Annotated in this window: 20 protein-coding genes; 11 read left to right on the plus strand and 9 right to left on the minus strand. The window is 57.0% G+C overall.

The annotated features are described in order from the left end of the window. Window positions 1-46: 46 nt before the first annotated feature. Together JRC49_11770 and JRC49_11775 are read right to left on the minus strand one after the other, a co-directional pair. Window positions 47-799: a glycerophosphodiester phosphodiesterase gene (locus tag JRC49_11770; GenBank protein ID QTE70470.1), complete on the minus strand. Its 753-nt coding sequence runs from the start codon at window positions 797-799 to the stop codon at window positions 47-49. A 1-nt stretch (window position 800) separates the two neighbouring features. After that, complete coding sequence (locus tag JRC49_11775; GenBank protein QTE70471.1) at window positions 801-2216, minus strand: MFS transporter; 1416 nt, start codon at window positions 2214-2216, stop codon at window positions 801-803. Window positions 2217-2443: 227 nt separating this feature from the next. On the opposite strand from JRC49_11775, the gene pdxA reads away from it, so the two are divergent. Continuing rightward, the gene (gene pdxA, locus JRC49_11780) at window positions 2444-3448 is read left to right on the plus strand and encodes a 4-hydroxythreonine-4-phosphate dehydrogenase PdxA (GenBank protein QTE70472.1); all 1005 of its coding nucleotides are present in this window, start codon (window positions 2444-2446) and stop codon (window positions 3446-3448) included. A gap of 62 nt (window positions 3449-3510) precedes the next feature. Here the strand turns inward: pdxA and JRC49_11785 are convergent, their stop codons facing one another. Beyond that, complete coding sequence (locus tag JRC49_11785) at window positions 3511-4461, minus strand: 1-phosphofructokinase family hexose kinase (protein QTE72873.1); 951 nt, start codon at window positions 4459-4461, stop codon at window positions 3511-3513. 158 nt (window positions 4462-4619) lie between these two features. On the opposite strand from JRC49_11785, the gene fba reads away from it, so the two are divergent. Genes fba through JRC49_11810 form a run of 5 tightly spaced genes read left to right on the plus strand, consistent with a single transcriptional unit; the run spans window position 4620 to window position 9569 of the window. Beyond that, the gene (gene fba, locus JRC49_11790) at window positions 4620-5459 is read left to right on the plus strand and encodes a class II fructose-1,6-bisphosphate aldolase (protein ID QTE70473.1); all 840 of its coding nucleotides are present in this window, start codon (window positions 4620-4622) and stop codon (window positions 5457-5459) included. Between the two features lie 28 nt (window positions 5460-5487). Beyond that, entirely contained in the window at window positions 5488-6966 is a 1479-nt protein-coding gene (xylB, locus tag JRC49_11795; GenBank protein ID QTE70474.1) for a xylulokinase, read from the plus strand. Between the two features lie 34 nt (window positions 6967-7000). After that, window positions 7001-8059, plus strand: coding sequence for a galactitol-1-phosphate 5-dehydrogenase (locus tag JRC49_11800; GenBank protein ID QTE70475.1), 1059 nt, complete (start codon window positions 7001-7003; stop codon window positions 8057-8059). A 44-nt stretch (window positions 8060-8103) separates the two neighbouring features. After that, on the plus strand, window positions 8104-9114 hold the full coding sequence (locus JRC49_11805; protein QTE70476.1) for an aldo/keto reductase: 1011 nt from the start codon (window positions 8104-8106) through the stop codon (window positions 9112-9114). 23 nt (window positions 9115-9137) lie between these two features. After that, window positions 9138-9569, plus strand: a complete 432-nt coding sequence (locus tag JRC49_11810) for a fucose isomerase (protein ID QTE70477.1) — start codon at window positions 9138-9140, stop codon at window positions 9567-9569. Window positions 9570-9705: 136 nt separating this feature from the next. On the opposite strand, the gene JRC49_11815 is transcribed toward JRC49_11810, so the two are convergent. From JRC49_11815 to JRC49_11825, 3 genes are all read right to left on the minus strand, one after another. Next, the gene (locus JRC49_11815) at window positions 9706-10566 is read right to left on the minus strand and encodes a carbohydrate ABC transporter permease (GenBank protein QTE70478.1); all 861 of its coding nucleotides are present in this window, start codon (window positions 10564-10566) and stop codon (window positions 9706-9708) included. A gap of 13 nt (window positions 10567-10579) precedes the next feature. Beyond that, window positions 10580-11440: a sugar ABC transporter permease gene (locus JRC49_11820; GenBank protein QTE72874.1), complete on the minus strand. Its 861-nt coding sequence runs from the start codon at window positions 11438-11440 to the stop codon at window positions 10580-10582. Window positions 11441-11606: 166 nt separating this feature from the next. Beyond that, window positions 11607-12830 (minus strand): sugar ABC transporter substrate-binding protein, encoded by a 1224-nt coding sequence (locus JRC49_11825; GenBank protein QTE70479.1) that lies wholly within the window; start codon window positions 12828-12830, stop codon window positions 11607-11609. 328 nt (window positions 12831-13158) lie between these two features. On the opposite strand from JRC49_11825, the gene JRC49_11830 reads away from it, so the two are divergent. From JRC49_11830 to JRC49_11840, 3 genes are read left to right on the plus strand one after another with little or no spacing between them, the layout of a single operon-like run. Beyond that, on the plus strand, window positions 13159-14082 hold the full coding sequence (locus JRC49_11830) for a helix-turn-helix transcriptional regulator (GenBank protein QTE70480.1): 924 nt from the start codon (window positions 13159-13161) through the stop codon (window positions 14080-14082). Beyond that, the gene (locus JRC49_11835; GenBank protein QTE70481.1) at window positions 14079-15014 is read left to right on the plus strand and encodes a helix-turn-helix transcriptional regulator; all 936 of its coding nucleotides are present in this window, start codon (window positions 14079-14081) and stop codon (window positions 15012-15014) included. The genes JRC49_11830 and JRC49_11835 overlap by 4 nt, the downstream gene beginning before the upstream one ends. Beyond that, window positions 15007-16434, plus strand: coding sequence for an alpha-glucosidase/alpha-galactosidase (locus JRC49_11840; protein ID QTE70482.1), 1428 nt, complete (start codon window positions 15007-15009; stop codon window positions 16432-16434). Before JRC49_11835 ends, JRC49_11840 begins: the two co-directional genes overlap by 8 nt. A 65-nt stretch (window positions 16435-16499) precedes the next feature. Here JRC49_11840 and JRC49_11845 read toward each other — a convergent pair whose 3' ends face one another. Then, complete coding sequence (locus JRC49_11845; GenBank protein ID QTE70483.1) at window positions 16500-17513, minus strand: LacI family DNA-binding transcriptional regulator; 1014 nt, start codon at window positions 17511-17513, stop codon at window positions 16500-16502. A gap of 135 nt (window positions 17514-17648) precedes the next feature. Beyond that, window positions 17649-19826, minus strand: coding sequence for a DUF5110 domain-containing protein (locus JRC49_11850; GenBank protein ID QTE70484.1), 2178 nt, complete (start codon window positions 19824-19826; stop codon window positions 17649-17651). A gap of 213 nt (window positions 19827-20039) precedes the next feature. Here JRC49_11850 and JRC49_11855 point away from each other — a divergent pair, with 213 nt between their 5' ends. Then, window positions 20040-21341 (plus strand): rhamnulokinase, encoded by a 1302-nt coding sequence (locus JRC49_11855; GenBank protein QTE70485.1) that lies wholly within the window; start codon window positions 20040-20042, stop codon window positions 21339-21341. Beyond that, complete coding sequence (gene rhaD, locus JRC49_11860; GenBank protein ID QTE70486.1) at window positions 21338-22159, plus strand: rhamnulose-1-phosphate aldolase; 822 nt, start codon at window positions 21338-21340, stop codon at window positions 22157-22159. Before JRC49_11855 ends, rhaD begins: the two co-directional genes overlap by 4 nt. A 199-nt stretch (window positions 22160-22358) precedes the next feature. Here rhaD and JRC49_11865 read toward each other — a convergent pair whose 3' ends face one another. Further along, the gene (locus JRC49_11865) at window positions 22359-24161 is read right to left on the minus strand and encodes an L-fucose isomerase (protein ID QTE70487.1); all 1803 of its coding nucleotides are present in this window, start codon (window positions 24159-24161) and stop codon (window positions 22359-22361) included. Between the last annotated feature and the right edge of the window lie 18 nt (window positions 24162-24179).

A 24179-nucleotide genomic window follows, 5' to 3' on the forward strand; every position in this document is an offset into this window, starting at 1 on the left:
TACAGAAAATCAGGCCCGGAAGGAGAAAATCCCGGGCCTGATGTGATTATGTTTTTTCATACCGGAGCGGAGGCGCGCAGTACTCAAAGATGACGCTGTCATTATCCTTTGAATCCGCCACCGCGTCATGGGAGGTCCAGCCTACCAGCAGGATGCCTTTTCCGCGCTTCCGCAGGACGCGGGCGGGACGGGTGCCGATCTTGTAAGCGATGAAGTCAGGCTTGTTCAGGAAAGAGAAACGGCAGTCCGCCAGGAGCCGGGAATAAAGGGCGGGAAGGGACGTGCCATAATCTTCCCGGGGCTGGGACAGCTGGCCGCGGAAGATCTCCGGGGCATTTTTCCGGAACCAGAGGACAATCCGGGGATCGAAGGACTCAATGCAGAAGACGCCGGGATAACCGCGGAGGAGTTCCCGGGTCTTTTCGCACAGCTCCGTATTCCGGGGACCGGTCTTCAGCTCCACGATCAGGGGACCGGCGCCCTGCCGCAGGACGGCGAGGACGTCTGTGAACAGGGGCAGGGTTTCCTCCGTATCCAGCAGCTTCATCTGCTGCAGGTCAGAGAGAGGATAATCAATGACCTTGCCGTGGACGCCGCAGATCCGGTCCAGGGTATCGTCATGGAAGACGACCACCTGCCCGTCAGCGGAAAGCTGGACGTCCAGCTCCACACCGTAGCCTTTTTCCACCGCGGCGCGGAAGGCCGGGAGGGAGTTCTCGGGAACGCCGTGATGATTGTCATACAGGCCCCGGTGGGCATAATAGAAACCGCTGAAATCCGAAGCGGTATACTGTCTCATTTCAGTCTTCCTCCGCAAAAGCTTCCAGGCCGGAAGCATTGGCTATTTTCCGGGTTTTAATATTCTTGACCAGCAGGATGAAGACCAGGGCACTGCAGACGGTCAGGATGGAAGAGTAAACAGGCAGGGCACCCCAGGCGCCGGTCTTCATGAAGATGAGACCCAGCAGGATCGGAGTGACGGTCTGGGCGGACATGCTGGCCGCGTAGTAATAACCGGTGAACTTGCCGATCTTCTTCGAGGTGCACAGCTCCACCACCATGGGGAAGGAGCAGTTGTGAACCAGGGCCATGCCGAAGCCCTTCAGGGCCCAGACGCCGAAGAGGATGGCCGGGAAGGAGAACTCTCCGTTCACGCCGACCACCTTGCCGGTGGGCCGGACGAAGATCATGATCAGGGTGGCCAGGAAGGAAATGATCAGACCGATGGACACGGTCCATTTCCGCCCGATTTTCTCGGCAATACCGCCGGCGATCAGGAAACCGACGGCGGAGGCCAGGCCGCCGCCCAGGGTCAGGATCATGGTGGCGCTGGAAGCAGCCTGCAGGTAATAGATCACATAGTTGCCGATGTAGGTGCCGATGGCATTGTCAGACATGAACCAGAGGAATTCGGCCCCGAGGATGGCCAGGAGCATGCGCCGGTTGGCGGGGGACATGGGACCTTCGTCCGTAGCCGGGTTTTCAATGGCGGCGAGGCGCTCGCCCTCAGCCAGCTCGTCCTTCATCTCTTCCTCAATCTTGTTTTCCTTGATGGTGAAGAAGAGCACCAGCGCGGAGATGACCATCAGGAGGGAGGCGACCAGGAAGGGGATCTCAATGATCCACATCTTGGTGCTGCGGTCCGTGACGTTGATATAATCACTCAGCTTCAGGAAGACACCGAGGATGGTGGCAAAGCCGCCGCCGAGATAGCCCATGATATTGATGATACCGTTAGCCTTGGCCCGGAGGGGCTTGGGCGTGATATCAGGCATCAGGGCCACAGCGGGATTCCGGTACATCATCATGAAGATGAGAACGATGCCCATCATGATGATCATGCCGGCGATATTGTTCTGATGGAAGAAGAGGGGAATGAAGGGGAAGGCAACCGCGGCAACGAAGGTGCCGACGAGGATGTAGGGCATCCGCTTGCCGATGGGCGTCCGGGTTTTATCGGAGAGGTTGCCGAAGACGGGCAGCAGGATCAAGGCCGCCAGGTTATCGCAGGCCATGATGATACCGACCAGCCACTGGACGTTGAGGATGTTTTCCGGTGCGCTGGCTTTCAGCTCCGCCGAGGTCAGCCCGTACATCCGGTGGGCGAACAGATCCGTCAGGAAGGTGGGGCACCAGGAATCATACACCTGCCACAGCAGGAGGATGCCAAAGAAAGCAAAGCCGATCTGACAGGTCCGTTTTACGTTCAGTTTCATACGATATGTTCCTTTCTGCACAGTGATATTCCGTCTGCACCGCCGGCGAGATTCTGTCCGGCGGCTGCCGGTATTCTGTGTTTTTCCCTATCAGGTGGATTATACCACAAGGAAGCGGGAAAAGGCCAACAAATACGGTTGACAGATGAGGCGGTAAAGGATAAAAAAGAGAGGAGAAAAATGACTGCCGGAGGGCAAAAACAGTATCAGGCAGAAGGAGTCCAGGAATGAACAGACCGTTGATTGCGATCCCCATGGGAGACGCTGCCGGAATCGGACCGGAAATCGTACTGAAGACCATTGCCGATAAGCAGACGCAGGAGACTGCCCGCTGCGTGGTGATCGGGGATAAGGGTGTGCTGGAACTGGCTGGGACTTATCCCGGAATGCCGGTAGTGCGGATCAACGTGATCCGGGAACCGGCTGAAGGAGAGTATGCCCCGGGGGTGCTGAACCTGATTGACCTGCACAACATTGACCTGAACAGGCTGAAGGTGGGCACTGTGGACGGCATGTGCGGCAAGGCTGCCTATGAATACATTGCAGAAAGCATCCGCCTGGCGAACGAAGGACTGGCGGACGCTGTGGCCACCACACCGATCAACAAGGAATCCCTGCGGGCCGGCGGGGTTCCCTATATCGGCCATACGGAGATTTTCGGGGCGCTGACCGGGACGGAGGATCCCCTGACCATGTTTGAGGTGCGGGGGATGCGGGTGTTCTTCCTGACGCGGCACGTATCCCTGCGGCAGGCCTGCGACCTGGTGACAAAAGACCGGATCAAGGACTACGTCAGGCGCTGCACGGAGGCGCTGCGGCGGCTGGGCGTGACGGAGGGGACCATGGCCATTGCCGGGCTGAATCCCCACAGCGGGGAACACGGACTGTTTGGCAACGAAGAAGTGGAGCAGGTTTATCCCGCCGTGGAGGAGCTGCGGCAGGAAGGCTATGACGTGGCCGGACCCATCGGGGCGGATTCTGTGTTCCACCTGACGCTGCAGGGACGATACAACAGCGTGCTGTCCCTGTACCATGACCAGGGACATATTGCCACCAAGACGCTGGACTTTGAACGGACCATCGCGATCACCAACGGGATGCCCATCCTGCGGACTTCCGTGGATCACGGAACCGCCATGGATATTGCGGGCCAGGGAATCGCCAGCGCGGTCAGCATGATCGAGGCGGTGCGGCTGGCGGTGAAATACGCACCGGCATTCAGACAAAAATGAAGAATGAAAAATGAAAAAACGCTTCCGGCAGGAAGCGTTTTTTGTATTGACTGATGGATTGGTTATTGAAGCTTTTCAATCAGGACTTCCGGATAAAGCCGGTCATAATCCGCGGGATCGAAGTCCCCGGTGAAGAGGCTGAGGGCGTTGGCTGCGGAAACCGCCAGGGCCATGCGGAAGGTTTCCTCTATGGGCAGGCGGCGGGCAAAACCCACGGCAAAACCGGCCACCATGCTGTCTCCGCAGCCGACGGTGTTCCGGGGGGTGATTTTCGGCGGCCTGCCGTGGAAAACACCCTGGTCACAGGCCAGTAAGGCGCCTTCTTCTCCCATGGAGAGCACCACATAGGGTATGCCGTCCCTGTGCAGGCAGGTGAGGGCGTTCACAGCTTCTGCCCGGCCGGAAATGCTGTGACCGGTCAGCTGGGCAATTTCATCCTCGTTGGGCTTGATGAAGAAAGGCTTTTCCTTCACGGCGGCGATCAGCCGGCCGCCGCTGGTATCAACCAGGACAGGAATGCCGTTGGCACGGCTGCGGCGGATGAGCTCACAATAGAAATCCTCGGGTACGCCCTGGGGGACGCTGCCGCTGATGGTGACCACATTCGCTTCCGGGAGACGGGCAGTGAAATCAGAAAGGAAGCGGTCGATATCCGCCTGCGTGACAGGCTGACCGGGCTCCAGGTACTCTGTGGAGCGGCCGTTGGACAGGTCCCAGCAGTTGATGCAGCTGCGGGTTTCCCCCTGTACATGGGTGAAGGCACAGCGAACCAGGGGAGAGGAGATCAACGACTCCAGGTACTGCCCGTTGAACCCGCCGACAAAGCCCATGGCGGTGACGGGTTCCTGCAGCTTCGCGGCTACACGGCTGACGTTCAGACCCTTGCCGCCGGCAGTGTTGTGGACCTCCTTCACCCGCATGACGGTTTCAGGATGGATGGATTCCATCAGATAGAGTTTATCAATGGAGGTGTTCAGCGTTACAGTAAGGATCATATGCATCGCTCTCCGAATCGTTTCATCATGCAAATAATGTAAATGAGAAAAGGAAGAAAGTCAAGTATATAAATAAGTTGAGCGCAAGACAAAAAAAGGATTGACAAGGAATGAAAACCGGTCGTATAATGTGAAAAAAGCGAAACGATTCGCTTTTGCGAAAAGAGGGATATGGAATGGCGTTCGTCACTACCGGAGAGATGTTGAAGAAAGCTCAGGAAGGCGGCTATGCCATCGGCGCGTTCAATGCGGAAAACCTGGAAATGGTCCAGGCTATTATTGCTGCGGCTGAGGCGGAGAACGCTCCTGTGATGATACAGACTACGCCCGGTACGCTGAAATACGCGGGACCGAAATGTTTTGCCGGCATTGTGAGCCGGATGGCACGGGACGCAAAGGTGCCTGTGGCACTGCACCTGGATCACGGAAACAGTTATGAACTGGCGGAAGAGTGTGCCCGGGAAGGATATACTTCCCTGATGATCGACGGATCCAAGCTTCCGTATGAAGAGAACATCGCGCTGACCCGACGGGTGGTGGCTATGGCCTGCGGCCTGCCGGTGGAAGCGGAACTGGGAACGGTGGGCGGCAAGGAAGACGGCATGGAAGCCAAACCCCAGTACACCGATCCGGATGAAGCGGCTGACTTTGTGAACCGGACCGGCATCAGCAGCTTTGCGGTGGCGATCGGCACAGCCCACGGAGTATACAAGGGAGAACCGAAGCTGGATCTGGACCGGCTGTCCGCAGTGCGGGAAAAGGTCAGCATTCCGCTGGTGCTCCACGGAACCTCCGGCGTACCGGAAGACCAGGTGAGGGAATGCATCCGCCGGGGCATCTGCAAGGTGAACTACGCGACGGATCTGCGTATTGCCTTTACGGCCGGTGTGAAGAAAGCCATCGGGGAACAGCCGGAGGCGTTTGACCCGAAAAAGTACCTGGCGGAAGGCCGCAAGGCTGTACAAAGCCGGGTGCAGGAACTGATCCGGCTGCTGGGGAGCAGCGGAAAAGCCTGAGCAATACGAAAACGAGGAGAGTGCGGAGATGAGAACCCTGCTGCTTGGCGTGGATATCGGAACCTCCTCCTGCAAGACGGCCCTGTTTGATCCGGAAGGAAAGGTCGTCGCCCAGGGCGGATGTGAATATCCTGTCAGTTATCCCAGGAGAGGCTGGGCGGAACAGGATCCGGCCCGGTGGTGGGAAGGCGTATGCCAGGCAGTGCGCGAAATGATCTCCGAAAACGGCATTGAGCCGGCGGAAATCGCCGGAATCGGCACGGACGGACAGAGTTGGTCCGCCATCGCGCTGGATAGGGAAGGCAATGTGCTCTGCCCGACGCCAATCTGGACGGATACCCGGAGCGAAGATATCTGCCGGGAGACGACGGACAGGCTGACAGCGGAAAAACTGTTTGGCCTGTGCGGCAATCCGGCCAAGCCGGGATATACCTGGCCGAAGATCCTATGGTACCGGAAACACCGGCCGGAGGTATTTGAGAAGACAGAAAAGATCCTGCAGTCGAACAGCTATATCGTCTACAGGATGACCGGTGAGATTACACAGGACCTGTCCCAGGGATACGGCCTGGCCTGCTTTGACATGCGGAAGGGCAGCTGGGACGACGGGATGTGCGAGGAGCTGGGGATTCCGCGAAAGATGCTGCCGGAGATTGCAGCCTGCCACCAGATCGTGGGAAGACTGACCGGGGAAGCGGCGAAGCAGATGGGCCTGCGGGAAGGCGTTCCGGTAGCGGCAGGCGGACTGGACGCGGCCTGCGGTACGCTGGGAGCCGGCGTGGTATCACCCGGACAGACCCAGGAGCAGGGCGGACAGGCCGGCGGCATGAGCATCTGCATTGACCAATACGCGGCGGATCCGCGGCTGATTCTCGGCTTCCATGTGGTGCCGGGACGGTGGCTGCTGCAGGGCGGAACGACCGGCGGAGGCGGCGCCCTGAAATGGCTGCGGGAAACAATATGCCCGGAACTGAGCTTTGCGGAGATGAGCGCAATGGCAGAAACCGCGGAGCCGGGAAGCGGCGGCGTGACTTTCCTGCCGTACATGGCAGGGGAACGGAGCCCGATCTGGGATCCGAAAGCCTGCGGCGTATTCTTCGGACTGAACTTCGGCGTGACACGGGCACAGATGATCCGGGCATGCATGGAAGGCGTGGCCTATTCCCTGCGGCATAACCTGGAAACGGCGGCGGAAGCCGGCGCCCGGGCAGACGTACTGCGGGCTATGGGAGGAAGCGCCAACAGCCGGATCTGGACACAGATCAAGGCGGACGTGACCGGATGCGGAATCGAGGTGCCCGGAAGCGATACGGCGACTACTCTCGGGGCGGCGATGCTGGCCGGGGTCGGAACGGGCGTATGGCAGGGCTTCGAAGAGGCGGCCCGACAGACGATCCGGGTGAACCGGACCTATGAACCGTATCCCGCGGTGAAGGAAATCTATGACCGGGGATATGAAACCTACCGGAAGCTGTACGGGAATCTGAAAGATCTGATGAACGCATGACCGGGCAGCCGGTGAAAGGAAGGAAAACAGGACTATGAAAGCAGCGGTGCTGTACGGAAATGAGGATATCCGCTATGCGGACTGGGAGACGCCGGTGTGCCGGCCCGGGACGGTAAAGGTCCGGGTGAGGGCAACCGGTATCTGCGGCAGCGACGTGCCGCGGGTACTGAACCACGGGGCGCACTTCTATCCGGTGGTGCTTGGACACGAATTCAGCGGAGACGTGGTGGAGGTCGGCGAAGGCGTGGAAGGCCTGAAGGTTGGCGACACGGTGAGCGGCGCGCCGCTGGTGCCCTGCATGAAATGCGCGGACTGCCAGCAGGGAAACTTCTCCCTGTGCCGGCATTACAGCTTTATCGGCAGCCGGGAGCAGGGAAGCTTCGCGGAATATGTGGTGATCCCTGCGGCAAACGCTATCAAATATGATTCGTCGATTCCCTATGAGCAGGCGGCCATGTTTGAGCCTTCCACAGTGGCGGTGCACGGCCTGCTGCAGGCCCGGTACCGGGGCGGCGAAACCGTAGCGATCCTGGGCTGCGGCACCATTGGCATCTTTACCCTGCAGTGGGCAAAGATCCTGGGCGCAAAGCAGATTGTGGCCTTTGACATTGACGACGGCCGGCTGGAGCTGGCAAAGCGGATGGGCGCGAACCAGACCGTGAACACCCTGAAGGAAGGCTTTATGGAAGAAGCCAAGGCGCTGACCGGCAGCCGGGGCTTTGAAAACGTACTGGAGACCGCGGGCAACCCGGTGACCATGCGGATGGCCTTTGAACTGGCGGCCAACAAGGCGAAGGTGTGCTTTATCGGCACGCCCCATACGGACTTGACCTTTACCCCGGCCCAGTGGGAAAACATGAACCGGAAGGAATTCTACCTGACGGGCAGCTGGATGAGCTATTCCGCTCCCTTCCCGGGAAAGGAATGGACGCTGACGGCCCACTGCTTCGCAGACGGGCGGCTGAAATTCGATCCGTCGATGATCTTCCGCAAATTCCCGCTCAGCCAGGCGGCGGAAGCCTTCGCCCTGTATAAGAACCCGCGGGACGTTCACGGCAAGATCATGCTGATCAACGAAGAACCTGAAAAGTAAAAAAGCAAATAACCATAAAGAAAGAAAATAGGGAGGACACAAGCATGGCATTCATCGATCCGAAACTGGTTCCCAAAAGAAAACTGTCCAACGGCCAGGAGATCCCCTGCATCGGTATGGGTACCTTCGGCAGCGACCGTTTTACCCCCGAACAGGTGTCCGGTGCTGTGGCCGGAGCGATCCGCAGCGGCTACCGCCTGTTTGACTGCGCGTCCGTATACGGCAATGAGGACCTGATCGGCCAGGTGTTTGCCCAGGCCATGAAGGAAGGCGTTGTAAAGCGCGAAGAACTGTTTGTGACCTCCAAGGTCTGGAATGACATGCACGGACAGGGCGACGTACTGCTGTCCTGCGCGAAGACCCTGAAAGACCTGCAGCTGGACTACCTGGACTTCTACTTTGTCCACTGGCCCTTCCCGAACTATCATGCACCTTTCTGCGACGGCGACAGCCGCAATCCGGACAGCAAGCCCTTCTCTGTGGAAGAGTTCATGAGCACCTGGCGCCAGATGGAACGCCTGGTGGATATGGGCCTGGTGAAGAACATCGGTATGAGCAGCATGACCATCCCGAAGCTGGAAGCTGTGCTGCCCCTGTGCCGCATCCAGCCCGCTGTGATTGAGATGGAACTGCATCCCTGCTTCCAGCAGCCGGAACTGTATGACTACGTGGTGGCCCACGGCATCCAGCCCATCGGCTTCTGCCCCATCGGCAGCCCCACCCGGCCTGACCGTGACATGACACCCGACGATATCGCCGATATCCAGGTGCCGGAAGTGGTGGAAATCGCGAAGGCCCACGGTGTGCATCCGGCTGTGATCTGCCTGAAGTGGGCCGTGCAGCGGGGACAGATCCCGATTCCCTTCTCCATCCACGAGAACGAGTATGTGTCCAACCTGATGTGCACGGTACAGGATCCGCTGACAGAAGAAGAAATGAAGATCATGAAGAGCGTGGACAGGAACTGCCGCCTGATCAAGGGACAGGTCTTCCTGTGGCCCGGCGCCAACGACTGGCACGACCTGTGGGACGAAGACGGAACCATCACGAAGTAATAAACTGTAAATGAGGTGCGGATATGCTGAAGGGAATTCCTGCGATCATTCCCCCGGAACTGATGAAGATCCTGATGGAAATGGGCCACGGAGACGAACTGCTGATCTGTGACGGAAACTATCCGAAGTTCGGCTGCCCGGAACGGTGCGTCCGCATGGACGGCCACGGAATACCGGAGATTCTGGACGCCATTCTTCAATTCATGCCGCTGGATCCCTACGTGGAGAATCCGACGATCCTCATGGCGGTGCTGCCGGGAGATCCGTACAAGCCCGAGATCTGGGAAACCTACCGGGAGATCGGGAAAAAACACGAGGAAAAGGGCCTGCGGGAAATCGCCGTACAGAAGCCTGAATTCTATCCCCGGGGCGCGAAGTGCTATGCCTGTATCGCAACCAGCGAAACAGCCCTTTATGCCAACATCATCCTGAAGAAGGGTGTTGTAATACCTTAATCGGTAATCAGTTCTCCTCCTTTTTATCCTTTTTATGGACAGCCGTGCTGCGGGGCGCGGCTGTCTTCCTTTTACAGGCAAAAGAAAAGGCCGGTGCGTGACGCGCCGGCCTTGTTTTTGAGTGCTGCCCTCAGGATCAGCCCTTTGTTCCGGTGAGGGCGATACCCTCAATGAACTGACGCTGGAAGAGCAGATAGAGCACCATCATCGGGATCATAGCCAGCGTGGAGCCGGCCATCAGGATCGGATAACGGGTGGTGTACTGACCCTGCATGGAGGAGATACCCGCGGACAGGGTCATCATGTTGATGTTGTTGTTCACGATCAGCGGCCACATCATGTCGCTGTATGCGAAGACCGCAGTGAAGACCGCCAGGGCGATCATGGCCGTTTTGGTCAGCGGAAGCATGATCCGGAAGAAGACCTGGAAGGTGTTGCATCCGTCCAGGACGGCCGCTTCCGAAAGCACATTGGGCAGGCTCATATAGAACTGCCTCAGGAAGAAGGTTCCGAAGGCACTGACCAGGCCGGGGAACAGCAGGGCGAAGATGCTGTTCAGTTTTCCCATGCCCGCAAGCATCTGATACTGCGGAATGATGAAGATCTGGTTCGGCAGCATCATCTGGGACAGCACAATGAAAAAGAAGAAGCGCTTAAACGGAAAACGCAGTTTGGCAAAGGCAAATCCTGCCATGCTGGAGAAAACCAGCGCGCAGATGATCCGTAAAAACATCAGCATCAGCGTGTTGAAGTACAATGCCCCGAAGGGGAGCGTACGGGTAACTTCGGTATAGTTCTCCGTGAGCCATTCCCTGGGGAGAATTGTGGGCGGGATCAGGAGAGATTCGCCATTGCTTTTGAAGCTCGTCAGAATCATCCATACAAAGGGGAAGATCATCACGAACGAGCCGATGATCAGGATGATGTGAATGATCATCCTGCTGCGTGAACGGTAGTTTGATTTCCGTTTTACCGCAGCCGGGGCGACTGTCGTCATATTCAATCCTCCTTCATTCGTAATGAACGAGCTTCTTTTCGGAAATAAACTGGATTGCCGTAAAGATCGCAATAATCACAAAAGTATAGATAACGATGGCGGATCCGTATCCTTTGTTGAATTTCTCAAAGGCCTCCCGGTAGAACAGGGTCATCAGCACCGTGGCGTTCTTGTAAGCCGGATTCCGGGTGTTGATCAGCAGATAGATGGTATCGAACTGCTTCAGGGAGGTCATGGCGCGCATCAGCACCACAAAGAACAGGGTGGGCGAAACCATGGGGATCGTGATATGGAAGAAAGACTGTATACCATTGGCTCCGTCAATTTCAGCCGCCTCATAGTAACTCTTTGAGATACTTTGCAAGCCGGCCAGGATCAGGACCAGGTCATAGCCGATGGCGGACCAGACCCCGATAATGGCACAGGAAAGCAGCGCTGTGTTCGGATCCGCCAGCCAGCTGGGCCCCTGGATGCCGATTGCCTTCAGGGCGATGTTCAGGATGCCGTTCTCGGCGTTGAAGATCCAGCGCCAGACCATGGCAACCGCGGCGGGAGCAACCACCATGGGCAGGAAATAGATGCCGCGATAAATATCCCGGCCCCGGATTTTACTGTTCAGCAGAGCAGCGAAGATCAGCGAAAGCAGCACGCCTACCGGTACGGTGAGCACCATGTACAGCAGCGTGTTGATGGTTGCGTGGCCGATCATGCTGTCCTTGAACAGCTTTTCAAAGTTCTTCAGGCCGACATAGACTTCCGGCCCCAGGCCCTGGGTTTTATACAGGCTTCGCCGGATGGTGTCGAAAAACGGATAGATGTTCAGCACGCACAGGCCGATAATGGTCGGCGCGATCAGGATAAAGGCGGCAGCCACAACCTTGGGATCGTAATGTTCCCGCCGGCTGAGACGCGGTGCGGCAGGCTTGGATAAAACGGTCACGGGATGCCAACCCTCCTTTCTGTTAATACGCCACAAGCCGCGGCAGGGAATGCCGCGGCAGTGGCGCCTGTTTCTGAGATAAACCGATTACGGTATCAGATCAGATTCCTTCGATGTCGCAGATGATCTCGTGCAGCTCGTTGCAGGCTTCTTCCACGGTCTTGCTGCCGGCATACACTTCGTTCATCAGTTCTTCTTCCTGGCTCTCCCAGAGGCTCTTGTTGGGGGAGAAGGGATACTGCACACCGTAGGAGATCATTTCCGGATAGCAGGCAATGTTGATGGTGGTGAAGTTATCAGTGAAGTACTTCTCGGTTCCGGCGAAGGCGGGAATCGCGGCCTTCTTTTCAGCCTGCAGCTTGTTGGCTTCTTCGGTGCCACAGAACTGGATGAAGTCTTTCACAACTTCGGGATACTTGGTGGAGGCGGCGCCGGCATAGCCCAGACCATTGTAGATGGAGGCGCGGGTCTTGCCCTGGGGCAGGACGGCCAGGTCGAACTTGTCAGCGAAGAGCTCGTTGTTGGTGTAGGAGCTCATCATCCAGCTGCCGGTGAAGCACATGGCCAGCTTGCCAGCCTGCATCTGATCATCCACACCCATATCCACGAAGGATTCCTGGCTGGGAGATACCTGATGGACCTTCTGCAGGTCAACCCACCACTGGATGGCTTCCTGGGTGGCAGCCTGGTCATAACCGGACTTGCCGTCTTCAAAAGCGAAGCCTTCGTTCTGATAGATCAGGTTCAGGTAACCGGACTGACGATCGTTGGGAGCGCCGAAGCCGTAGATGCCCTTTTCAGGATCGGTCAGCTTCTTCGCGGTTTCCAGCAGGGTGTCCCAGGTCCAGGTGTCATCCGGATAGGCGATGCCGGCGTTGTCGAAGATTTCCTTATTGTAGACCAGGGCGATGGTGTCGTAGTCCTTCGGGACGGCGTAGTGCACATTGTTGAAGTTGTACAGGGCGGTGACGCCTGCCGGATAGGGAGTATAGTCATACTCAAAGTCCAGGGGCAGGAGCTTGTCAGCGGTCACATACTTGAAGAACTGGTTGGAGTGCATCCAGAACACGTCGGGCATTGCTTCGCCGCTGCCCTGGGCAGACGCTTCCAGCTTGGTCCAGTACTGATCCCAGGGAGTAACCTGGACTTCAACAGTGACGCCGGGATGAGCAGCCATATACGCGTCGGCTATAGCTTTCATGCCGGGCTCCTGGTTATTGTCCCAGAAGGCAAAGGTGATGGTGACATTCTCTTCAGCGCCCGCAAAGGAGACAAAGGAGAAGAGCATGCACAGGGTCAAAAGGATCGCGAACAGCTTACGCATCAAAGGGTACCTCCTTATGGATGATATTTGTTGACTAAACCATAGCACAAGGCTGAGGGAAGAAAAAAGTACTATTCATAACACACATTTATACAATTCTCACATGACTTTGCGAAAAAATGTTTAGAAAGGGATAAAACACGCCAATATAGGCATAAATTGTACGTATTTATTAACGGAAACGATTCGCTTGCGAGAATAGTGCAAATAGAATGATCGTTTTAGTCCTTGTTTCCGGTCGGGCATGGATTATAATGATGAATATCAGTATGGATTGATATGCAGAGAATGGAAGACTTGAAAAATAAAAGGAACGGAGGGACGCGGCATGCAGGAAATGACGTATGGTGTGCTTCAGCGGACGCCGTCCCTTGTGTCCCTTTCCACTATTGCCATGGCAACGGACTTCCAATATGAATGTCCGTCCGGAATGTACAGCCTGCTGTGCGCTGTGACCGGAAGCTGCACCCTGATTGCCGCAGACCGGAAAATCCGCCTGGTAGGATCCAGGATGGCCTTCCTTTCCGGAAGCCTGTGTTATCAGATGAAGGATGCTTCCCCGGACCTGTCCGTGACGCGGCTGGACTTTTCCACCGGCAGCGGCGGAAACTGCGGCTACGGGCTGAACCAGCTGGAGCGCGTATATCCCCGCGTCAGGAACCTGATGGAAGGACACGGAATCTGCGTGGAATTTGAGGATTCCCGTACGGTGGTGCTTTCCTCCCTGAGGAATATGCTGAGTTTTTCCTCTTTTCCGCCGGAACAGCGGGACCTGCAGACGACGCTGACCCTGTGCGCAATCCTGGCCGGCATATCCGCCGCACTGGATGAGGAAAGCTCACGCGGGCGGAACTACAGCCCGCGGATCCGCAAAGTACTGGAATATATTGAAGAGAACTATATGTTCTGTATTTCCACAGAGGATATAGCCGAGGTTGCGGGGGTTCATGTGGGACACCTGCACCGCATATTCCCGGATGAGACGGGAATGCGGATCGGGGAATACCTGACGCATCTGCGGATTGAAAAGGCAAAGAGCCTGCTGATGCATACCGATATTCCCAACTCTTCCATCGCCACCCGGATCGGGATCAGCTCCCAGCAGTATTTCTGCCGGATGTTCAAAAAGGAAACCGGCATGTCTCCCCAGGAATACCGGAAGTCCTACGCGCTGACCTGTCACTATGATCCGGCATTCTATCCCGCGCCGATCAACGGGTCTGATCCGGAAACGGGAGGTGAAGAGGCATGAATTCCATCTATGACGCCGAGAACCTCCAGAACGGATTTGTGCCCGTGGTTTACGGCTATTATGACCGGGCAAACATGATGGAATCCACCCCGGAGGTGATCAACCACAGCCACTCCCTGTGCGAGATCATGTACGTCAACGAAGGCACCATGAGCATCGAAACAGAGAGCAACGGGTTCAACCAGGTGAGCTGCAACCAGTTTATCCTGATCGACGCAGGGATACGCCACTGGGACCTGCGGTTCAACAAAGGGCTGTGCAGCATGATGAACATCGAGTTCCAGTATGAGGAAGGGACGGGGCTTGCCCCGGACCTGGCCAGCCTGCTGAAAGCGGACGGCAAAATGCGGGAGATGTTTGAGCAGCAGCCCCGGGTGCTGACGCTGAGCGACCGGAACGGGGTTGTGCATCAGCTGATGAAGACCATCGTTCCGCTGGCGGACAGTGCCAACGAGCAGGGCAGGCATCTGTGCTCCCTGCTGTGTACGCAGGTGATGCTGGAAGTGGCCCGGCTCCGCGGAATGAACCAGTCCCGGGAATCTGTCGGGAACCATTATATTTCAGAGGCCCTGGACATCCTGAACAACAACTATGCAGAACCGCTGACAGCGTCCTCGGTGGCGGAGGAACTGCATATCCATCCATCCTACCTGCACCGGCTGTTCCGCGAGTACACCAGCCGGACCATGAAGGACCACCTGCAGCGGATCAGGATCCAGCACGCCCAGGAAATGCTGATTGAAACCCGGAAGAGCATGCTGGAGATTGCCTGCGAGGTGGGATTCAGCAATACACAGCAATTCCAGCAGCTGTTCAGGCGGCTTACGGGGATGCGTCCCCTGGAGTACCGTAAACTGAACCAGAAGGAATATGAACGGCCGCCCAAAAGCGCCGGAGATAATACACAGACAGAGGAGGATACATATGCCTAAGATCACATTCATGGGGGCCGGATCCACGGTCTTTGCCAAGAACGTCCTGGGGGACAGCATGCTGACTCCCGCCCTGGCGGAGAGTGAGATTGCCCTGTACGACATCGACGCCGTACGGCTGGACGAATCCTACCAGATGCTTCAGGCAATCAACCGCAACAACGGGTCCAAGGCCCGGATCGAAAAATACCTGGGAACGGAAAACCGCAAGGACGCGCTGCGCGGCGCGAACTATGTGGTAAACGCGATACAGGTAGGCGGCTATGATCCCTGCACAATCACTGACTTCGAAATTCCGAAGAAATACGGCCTGAAGCAGACGATTGCGGACACGCTGGGCGTCGGCGGCGTTTTCCGGGCGCTGCGTACGATTCCGGTGATGCTGGACTTTGCGCGGGATATGGAAGAAGTATGCCCGGATGCCTGGCTGCTGAACTATACGAACCCCATGGCGATGCTGACCGGCGCGATGCTGACCATGACCCCGATCAAGACCGTGGGCCTGTGCCACAGCGTACAGGTGTGTGCGCCCACGCTGCTGAAGGAACTGGGCATGGAATATGACGACTCCGTGCAGTGGAAGATCGCGGGAATCAACCACCAGGCCTGGCTGCTGGAAATCACAAAGGGCGGAGTGGATCTTTATCCGGAGATCAAACGCCGGGCGCTTTTGTATAACCAGGGCAAACTGGACATTGGTTCCTTTGAGGAACGGATCCGTGGCCTGAGCCAGGGCGAAGAGCTGCCTGAGTGGTGGATCGAAGGCATGAAAGCGGACTACAAGCTCTATCAGGAAAAGGGCCGGCACGGAGATATGGTGCGGCTGGAAATCATGCGCCGCTTCGGATACTACATCACGGAATCCAGCGAGCATAATTCCGAATATACTCCCTGGTTCATCAAGGAACGTTATCCGGAACTGATTGAGCGCTTCAACATCCCGCTGGATGAATATCCGCGCCGCTGCATCCACCAGATTGAAGACTGGAAAAAGCGGGGACATGAACTGACCCAGAATCCGCTGCTGAGCCATAAGCGCACCCATGAATACGCCAGCTATATCATGGAGGCCATGGAGACCGGGATTCCGACCCAGATTGGCGGCAATGTGCTGAACAATGGCCTGATCACCAACCTGCCGCGCAATGCCTGCGTGGAAGTGCCCTGCCTGGTGGATCGCAACGGTGTACAGCCCACCTACGTGGGAGACCTGCCGGAACAGTGCGCGGCGTTGAACCGGACCAACATCAACGTACAGCTGCTGACGATTGAAGCGGCCCGCACGCTGAAGAAGGACTATATTTACCAGGCTGTTATGCTGGATCCCCATGCCGGCGCAGAACTGTCCATTGACGATATCGTGGCAATGTGCGACGAGCTGATCGAAGCGCACGGCGACTGGATGCCTGCCTTCCACTGATCAATACTGACAAAGCAAACGCCGCGTTCCCAACCGGGAACGCGGCGCTTTGTTCTGTTCAAAATTCAAGGATTCAGGGGCCGGACGGAGGAACCTTCTGTCAGCTCTGTGGTCAGTGTGACGATGCGGGGAGAATAGCTTTCACGGTTTGAAAGCATATCCAGCATCAGGTTGGCGCATTCCCGGCCGATGCCCAGCTGGGGTTGGCGGATCAGGGTCAGGTCCGGGAAGATGCCGCCGAAGAGCTCCAGTTTATCGAAGCCGATGACGGAAAGATCCTTGGGAACTTCAATTCCGTTCTGCTGCAGGGCAAGCATGCCGCCGAGGGTCATTTCAAAGTTGGTGATGAACAGGGCTGTGGGCGGATCATCCAGCTTCACCAGCTCCTGAACCGCCTGGTAGCCGCCGTCCATGGTATAGTCGCCATAACGGATATACCGGTCGTCCGGGGTGATACCGGCGTCCCGCAGGGCGCTCAGGTAACCGGTGAGGCGGGAGTCGGTGGTATAGAGGTGCTGGCTGCCCAGAACGAGGCCGATTTTCCGGTGCCCCAGGTCCAGGAGCTTGTGGACGGCCTGGCCGGAGGCATATACGTTGTCGATGATAACGGCGCTGACGCGGCTGCGAAGGGAATTGATCAGCCGGTCCACCAGCAGGATGGGGATATTGGCCTCCAGGGCGGCTTTGAGATGATCACCGGTGGCGTCGGTTGCCATGTTGATCAGCCCGTCCACCCGGCGGTGCATCAGGAACTCCACTGCTTCCTTTTCACGTTTCGCATCGCTGCGGCAGTCGCAGACGATGACGGCGTAATCGTGACGACGGAGGATGTCCTCCATGGAGGAGATGATGGAGGTGATGAAGGCGTTGCTGAGCTCGGGAATGATAACACCGATAACACGGGTTTGCTGCGTTTTCAGGCTGCGGGCCACCTCATTGGGCACATAGTGCAGCTTTTTGACCGCGGCCTCAATGAGCAGGCGGTTTTTGTCACGGACGGTTCCGCCGTTGAAATACTTTGAAAGCGTGGCCAGTCCGAGCCCCGTTTCCCGTGCAAGATCTTTCATTGTTGCTGCCATGAGAAAACCCTCCGTGCCTTATGCGATCGGGTGCATAAGCGTTAACTTTACAGGTATTGTAACATCATGACAAAAGGAATGCAAACGAAACGTTTCAAGGCTTGAAAAGCTTTCAATGAAAGGGAAAGACGGTTTTCAGAATGCGATTTTCAGCGGAATACCTGTATATTTTATGTTTTTCAGTTCGGTTTGCCCGTCCGGACAGATCAGTGTAATCCGGAAAACGGCATCCACAGGCAGGGTGCCTTCCGCCTGATCCAGGGAAATAATCCGGTGCTTTTCATCCCAGTGCATGGGAATCCGCAGGAACGCGCCCTGCAGGTAATCCATGCCGTCTCCGCTGTCATCATAAAGTATGAAATCGCCGTCAGCACCGCTGAAAACAAGCAGTTCTTCAGCGGGAAAGGGCAGATCCGCCGTACTGCAGGCGCCGGAAGCCCAGGGCAGGATACTGCCCGCACGGACAAACACCGGGAAACGGTTCAGCGGCGTATCCAGCTTCAGCGTGTTGCCTGCAGCATAATAAGCCCTGGTAAACAGATCGTACCAGCCGCCTTCCGGCAGGGTGACGGCGGTTTCACTGCCTCCGTCAGCCAGGGGACGGGTGACCGGTTTAACCAGGATGGAATCCCCGAGCATATACTGATCTGCCAGCGGCCAAAGCCGCTGATCACTGCCAAAGGCTGTGAGCATTGCGCGGATCATCGGAACGCCCGTCCGGCAGCATTGGGCAGCGGCGGAATAAAGGTAAGGCAGGAGACTGTAACGCAGCGCGATAGTTTCCCGCAGGCAGTAATACTCCTCGCTGTCCTCAGTCCCGAAAGCCCAGGGTTCACGCGGCGTATCGGTTCCATGGGAGCGGAAGACAGGCAGCATGGCGCCGAACTGGAACCAGCGGATATACAGTTCACGGTAACCGGGATCACTGACGCCGCCGGGATAATCCCCGCGCCAGAACCAGGGATCTTTCCGCCCGACGAAGAAAGCGCCGATGTCCAGGGTCCACCACGGGATACCGCTGCAGGAAACGCGGACGGCTTCAACAACCTGCTTTTCCAGAACATCCCAACGGGCAGAGATATCACCGGACCAGAGGATTGCCCCGAGACTGCCGGCATCAAGACTGCCGCTGCGGGACAGGAAAAGAGGACGTTTATGCGGGATGTCCTTCAGCCAATGCTCCCGGAGCCCCTGAAGATGGCGGGATGCATAGAAGTTCATTTCTTCCGGATCCATCCGCAGGGAGGAATCTTCCGTTATCAGCCGGTACCTGGTTTCAGGATCCCGTTTTTCTTCCCCGCACCAGTCAGGATCGGTAATCGGCTCGCAGCTGTCGCACCACAGGGCGTCCGTGCCTCCGTCCATCCAGTGACGGCGGCACTGCTGCCAGTAGAGCTCCCTGGCTTCAGAAGAAAAGGCGTCATAAATCCGGCTGGCAGGCAGGAACTGACCGGAGGCGGCGAACTCATCGCAATCCCGGCCTTTGGCAGCGTTCGGCCATACGGAAACCATCAGGTGAACCTGCATCCGGTGAAGTTCTTCGGTCAGATTCCGGACATCAGGGAAACGGACGGGATCCGGCGTCTTGTCACCCCAGCAGCCGTCCTGCCAGCTCATCCAGTCCAGGACGATACAATCGAGCCCAAGCTTCCGGCGGCGGAATTCCCGGGAAACGGAGAGCAGTTCCTCCGCACTGTGATAGCGCTCTTTGCTCTGAATATACCCGAAGGCCCATTTGGGAAGCATGGCAGGTTTTCCGGCCAGGCAGGAGAGCTTCCGGAGAACGTCCGCGCAGTCGATGCCCCGGATAACGAGATAGGAGACAACGCGGGCTGCGTCCAGCTCAAAGGAGAAGGAAGAACCATCCCCATGGTATTTCATGGCGCAGCCGGCTTCGATCAGAAGGCCCCATCCGCTGCTGCTGAGCAGGAAAGGAATGGGAATCTTCATGTTGTGTTCATAAAGGAGTTCTGATTTCCGGGCATAGTCAAAGACACCGTCCTCATGTGCGCCCAGACCCGTCAGGACCGGGGAACCGGGAAAAGAGAAACGGAGCATGACAGAACAGCTTTCACCGGCCGGCCGGCATTCTCCGGCATCAAAAGAAACGACCTCTCCGTTGGCGGTCTGCTTCACCTCACCGCCGCCGCTTTCCCCGCACAGACGGAATACAGGACGCGGGGTAAAGACGCAGCCTGTCTGCGTCAGATATATTCCTGTATGATCCCGGAAAGAGACAGGGACAAAAGGATCACCGTCCGCCGGGGTCAGGCGGATCCGGGTGACGCCGGGAGCAAGATCAGTACGGGTCATGGCTGGCTCCTTAACAGAAACGTTTTGCTTAAATGGACAATATTATTATACAGAAAGCGGAAACAAAAGGGAATACGGAACAGCAGGTTTGTTCAAAGAAAATAAAGCTTTGAAAACACCGGAGGCGCGTGTTGACAAAAGGGCACGGTTTTATATATACTGATAATACAAGACGAAACGTTACGGTTAATAGCATTAAAAGACAGAAAAGGAATGTGCGGAACGGTGAGATACTATCTGGCCATTGATATCGGAGCGTCCAGCGGCCGGCATATAGTCGGATGGCCGGAGGACGGAAAGATCCGGACGGTTGAGGTTTACCGGTTTCCAAACGGGATGAAGGAAACAGACGACGGACTGATCTGGGACCTGGAAACGCTGGTGATGAACATCCGGATGGGGATTGAGGAGGCACTCAAGTATTTTCCGGATATTGTGAGCCTTTCTGTGGATACCTGGGGCGTGGATTATGTGCTGATGAAGGGCGAAAAGGAGATCCTGCCCTGTTATGCCTACCGGGACAGCCGCACAGGACCGGCCATACCGGAAGTGCACCGGCGGATGCCTTTTGAAGAGCTGTACCGGCGGACCGGCATCCAGCATCAGCCCTTCAATAGCATCTACCAGCTGTACGCGGATAAAACGACGGGAAGGCTGGCAGAAGCTGACGCTTTCCTGCCGATGCCATCCTACCTGATGTACCGGCTGTGCGGCGGAAAAGCCCATGAGTACACAGAGGCGACCACCGGAGGAATGGTGAACGCAAAGACGGGGGAGTATGATCCCGCAATCGTGGAAGCCCTGGGCTTCCCGCGCCACCTGTTTCCAAAGCTGCGGAAACCGGGAACGGTGATCGGCGCATACCGGGGGATGAAAGTGGTGCTCTGCGCGACGCACGACACGGCAAGCGCGGTGGAAGCAATTCCCATGGAAGGAAACGAGTTGTTTCTTTCCTCCGGAACCTGGAGCCTGCTGGGAATGAAGATACCCTCCCCGCTGACAGACCGGAAGAGCATGGAGGCAGCCTATTCAAATGAGGGCGGCGTGGGATGCAGCCTGTACCTGAAGAACATTATCGGGATGTGGCTGGTAAACCGCCTGCGGGAGGAGCTCTGCCCCGGAAAGCCCTGGGATGAGATCACGGCAGAGGCGGAACAGGATGGATTTGACGGGCTTGTGGACGCGGAGGATCCGGATTTCCTGGCACCGGAAAGCATGAAGGAAGCGTTTGACGCAAAGCTGGCGGAAAAACCGGCAAACACGGCAGGCTATTTCCGGTGCGCATACCGGTCCCTGGCCGACACTTACGGCCGGGCGGTCCGGGCGATGGAAGCATGCACGGGAATCTGCCGCAGCAAGCTGTATATTGTGGGCGGCGGCGCAAAGAACAATTACCTGAACAGGCTGACCGCACTGGCCACCGGGAAACAGGTGATCGCACTTCCCGTGGAGGCAACGGCAGAAGGAAATATCAAAGTCCAGATTCGGGCGGATATACAGGAGGCAGGACAGTGAAAAGGAATATATTGTTTGAACCGTGGATGACCGAGATGATCAGGACGCTGACAAATATGTACAACCACGGCTGGGATGAACGGAACGGCGGCAACGTGAGCATGCTGGTGGACGAGGAACAGGTGGTCAGATGCCTGGATCCGGACCGGGTGATCCGCCGGATTCCGACAGGGTTCACAGCGACAGAACTGGCAGGAAAGTATTTCCTGGTGACGGGCACGGGCAAGTATTTCAAGAACGTGCAGTACGCGCCGGCTGTCAACCTGGGCCTGGTGCGGATCACAGCGGCCGGGGATGAGGCGGAGCTCCTGTGGGGATTCACGGACGGAGGCACGTTTACCAGCGAATTCGCAGCGCATATGATGACCCATGCGGCCCGGCTGCGGGTGAACCCGGAAAACCGGATCTATATGCACTGCCACCCGACCAACCTGCTGGCGATGACGTACGTGCACGAACTGGATGAGCGGTCCTTTACGCGTACACTGTGGCAGATGTGCACGGAATGCATTGTGGTATTCCCGGAAGGAGTGAATATCCTTCCCTGCGTCGTGTGCGGCACCAACCAGCTGGGCATGGACACGGCGGAGAAGATGAAGACAGCCCGGCTGGTGATCTGGAGCCAGCACGGACTGTCAGCCGTGGGAAACACGCTGGATGAAGCCTTCGGTCTGATTGAGACGGTGGAAAAGGCAGCGGAGATCTATATGAAGATTGCCGGGCTGCCCCGGATTAATACGATAAGTGACGAGATATTGCAGGGACTGGCGGAGAGGTTTGGGCTAGTACCCAGAGAAGGGTATCTGCATAATGCATAAGGCATTATGCAGATATAATTAAAACTTAAAACTTAAAACTTAAGACTTAAAAATGATATAGTTTCTAACCTTTCAATTTGGAAAAACCAATATTGAAGACTTAAAACTGAAAAATAATAGAGTGTTCAAACAGTTTTTGGAGAAAAGGAAAAGTCAGGGCTTCGGAAGAAGCTCTGACTTTTTTGATGGGGGTTTTTGGTTATTTTTTGTAGAAGGGGCCGTAGGTGGCGCAGGCACGGTAATCGGCGCCTTCCTTATCCATGCCGAAGGCATTCCAGGCGGCAGGACGGAAGATATCCGCGACAGGCACGTTGTGCATGGCTACAGGAATGCGCAGCATGGAGCACAGAGTGATCAGGTCCGCGCCGATATGGCCGTAGCTGATGGCACCGTGATTGGCACCCCAGCAGTTCATGACGTCATAGGCGCTCCGGAAGGGGCTGCCTTCCTTCCCGTCGCAGCGGGGCGTGAACCAGGTGCAAGGCCAGGTGTAGTCGGTCCGTTTCCAGAGGATATCGGTGACCTTGTCCGGAAGGTTTACAGTCCAGCCTTCGGCAATTTGCAGCATGGGGCCCAGGCCATCCACCAGGTTCAGGCGGATCATGGTGGCAGGCATTTCACAGTCTGTGACAAAACGGCTTGAATAGCCGCCGCCCCGGAAATAACCGAGATCGGCATAGTTCCAGGTGGTGTTTTCCATGATGGCTTTCTGGTCCGCCACGGTGACGTCATACCAGGGCTTCATCAGCCGGGTGCCGTTCTCATCCCGGGCTTGTCCGTTGGCGTCCAGGCAGCAGGCACCGGAGTTGATCAGGTGGATGAAGCCGCCGTTTTCTTTCGCGGCGCCCTCTACGTCATAACCCGTGCAGCGTTTGACAGCTTCAGGGCTCCAGAAAGTGCGGACGTCCGCGAACATCTGGGCACGGTTGGTGAGCAGCTTCATGAAGAGCATACCCAGGCCGTTGAGCACGTCGTTTTCCGTGGCGAAGACGTAGGGCTCCCGGGCGCCGTTGTGGTCGAAGCTGGTATTCAGCATAGCTTCCGGGAAGTCACAGTTGGGATAGAAATCCGTCCACTGGCGCTGGCCCTGGAAGCCGCCGGCGATGGCGTTATGCCCCACGGCTTCTTCCTCGCAGCCGGAAGGCAGATTTGGATTGCCGTTGAGCAGGTCCTTGATGATCAGGTACATCTTCAGGGTGAATTCCCAGTCCTGATCCTTCTGGTCCCGGGTCTTCTGCAGTTCGGGAGGATTCTTGTCAAAGCCTTCCCGCACGTTCTCCTCACTCCAGGATTTCAGCCTTTCCAGCTCCTTGCGGTCATAGATGCCGAGGGTCATGCGGCGGATGATTTCCACCTCGTCCACAGACTCGACCCGCATGCCGAGATATTCCTCAATAAACTTTGAGTCGATGATGGAACCGCCGATGCCCATGGTGATGGCGCCGATCTGGAGATAGCTTTTGCCGCGCATGGTGGCAGCCGCCACGGCAGCCCGGCCGAAGCGAAGCAGTTTCCCCTTCACATCCTCCGGGATGGAGGTATCGTCCGCTTCCTGTACCTCATGGCCGTAAATGCCGAAGGCCGGAAGTCCTTTCTGGGCATGCGTTGCCAGGACGCTGGCAAGATAGACAGCGCCGGGACGCTCGGTGCCGTTAAAGCCCCAGACGGCCTTGATAGTGTTCCGGTCCATGTCCATGGTTTCGGAACCGTAGCACCAGCAGGGGGTGACGGTCAGGGTGACGGCGACGCCTTCGCGGCGGAACTTTTCCTCACAGGCGGCAGCCTCGGCTACCCGGCCGATAGTTGTGTCCGCGATGACGACCTTTACCGGCTCGCCGTTGGAATAGTGCAGGTTTTCCTCAAACAGCCGGGCGGCGGAACGGGCCATGTTCATGGTCTGGTCCTCCAGGCTTTCCCGCACCTTCAGGGCGCCCCGGCGGCCGTCAATCGTCGGCCGGATGCCGATCACGGGATAGCTGCCCAGGTATCTGTTTTTTACCATTGTTCATTAACCTCCTTG

Source organism: Clostridiales bacterium FE2011, assembly GCA_017569305.1.
Classification (GTDB): domain Bacteria; phylum Bacillota; class Clostridia; order Christensenellales; family Aristaeellaceae; genus Aristaeella.

What these genes read in the sequence shown, in the direction of transcription:
- JRC49_11770 (QTE70470.1), bottom strand. Translation starts at nt 799, where the DNA reads ATGAGACAGTATACCGCTTCGGATTTCAGCGGTTTCTATTATGCCCAC.
- JRC49_11775 (QTE70471.1), bottom strand. Translation starts at nt 2,216, where the DNA reads ATGAAACTGAACGTAAAACGGACCTGTCAGATCGGCTTTGCTTTCTTT.
- pdxA (QTE70472.1), top strand. Translation starts at nt 2,444, where the DNA reads ATGAACAGACCGTTGATTGCGATCCCCATGGGAGACGCTGCCGGAATC.
- fba (QTE70473.1), top strand. Translation starts at nt 4,620, where the DNA reads ATGGCGTTCGTCACTACCGGAGAGATGTTGAAGAAAGCTCAGGAAGGC.
- xylB (QTE70474.1), top strand. Translation starts at nt 5,488, where the DNA reads ATGAGAACCCTGCTGCTTGGCGTGGATATCGGAACCTCCTCCTGCAAG.
- JRC49_11800 (QTE70475.1), top strand. Translation starts at nt 7,001, where the DNA reads ATGAAAGCAGCGGTGCTGTACGGAAATGAGGATATCCGCTATGCGGAC.
- JRC49_11805 (QTE70476.1), top strand. Translation starts at nt 8,104, where the DNA reads ATGGCATTCATCGATCCGAAACTGGTTCCCAAAAGAAAACTGTCCAAC.
- JRC49_11810 (QTE70477.1), top strand. Translation starts at nt 9,138, where the DNA reads ATGCTGAAGGGAATTCCTGCGATCATTCCCCCGGAACTGATGAAGATC.
- JRC49_11815 (QTE70478.1), bottom strand. Translation starts at nt 10,566, where the DNA reads ATGACGACAGTCGCCCCGGCTGCGGTAAAACGGAAATCAAACTACCGT.
- JRC49_11825 (QTE70479.1), bottom strand. Translation starts at nt 12,830, where the DNA reads ATGCGTAAGCTGTTCGCGATCCTTTTGACCCTGTGCATGCTCTTCTCC.
- JRC49_11830 (QTE70480.1), top strand. Translation starts at nt 13,159, where the DNA reads ATGCAGGAAATGACGTATGGTGTGCTTCAGCGGACGCCGTCCCTTGTG.
- JRC49_11835 (QTE70481.1), top strand. Translation starts at nt 14,079, where the DNA reads ATGAATTCCATCTATGACGCCGAGAACCTCCAGAACGGATTTGTGCCC.
- JRC49_11840 (QTE70482.1), top strand. Translation starts at nt 15,007, where the DNA reads ATGCCTAAGATCACATTCATGGGGGCCGGATCCACGGTCTTTGCCAAG.
- JRC49_11845 (QTE70483.1), bottom strand. Translation starts at nt 17,513, where the DNA reads ATGGCAGCAACAATGAAAGATCTTGCACGGGAAACGGGGCTCGGACTG.
- JRC49_11850 (QTE70484.1), bottom strand. Translation starts at nt 19,826, where the DNA reads ATGACCCGTACTGATCTTGCTCCCGGCGTCACCCGGATCCGCCTGACC.
- JRC49_11855 (QTE70485.1), top strand. Translation starts at nt 20,040, where the DNA reads ATGTGCGGAACGGTGAGATACTATCTGGCCATTGATATCGGAGCGTCC.
- JRC49_11865 (QTE70487.1), bottom strand. Translation starts at nt 24,161, where the DNA reads ATGGTAAAAAACAGATACCTGGGCAGCTATCCCGTGATCGGCATCCGG.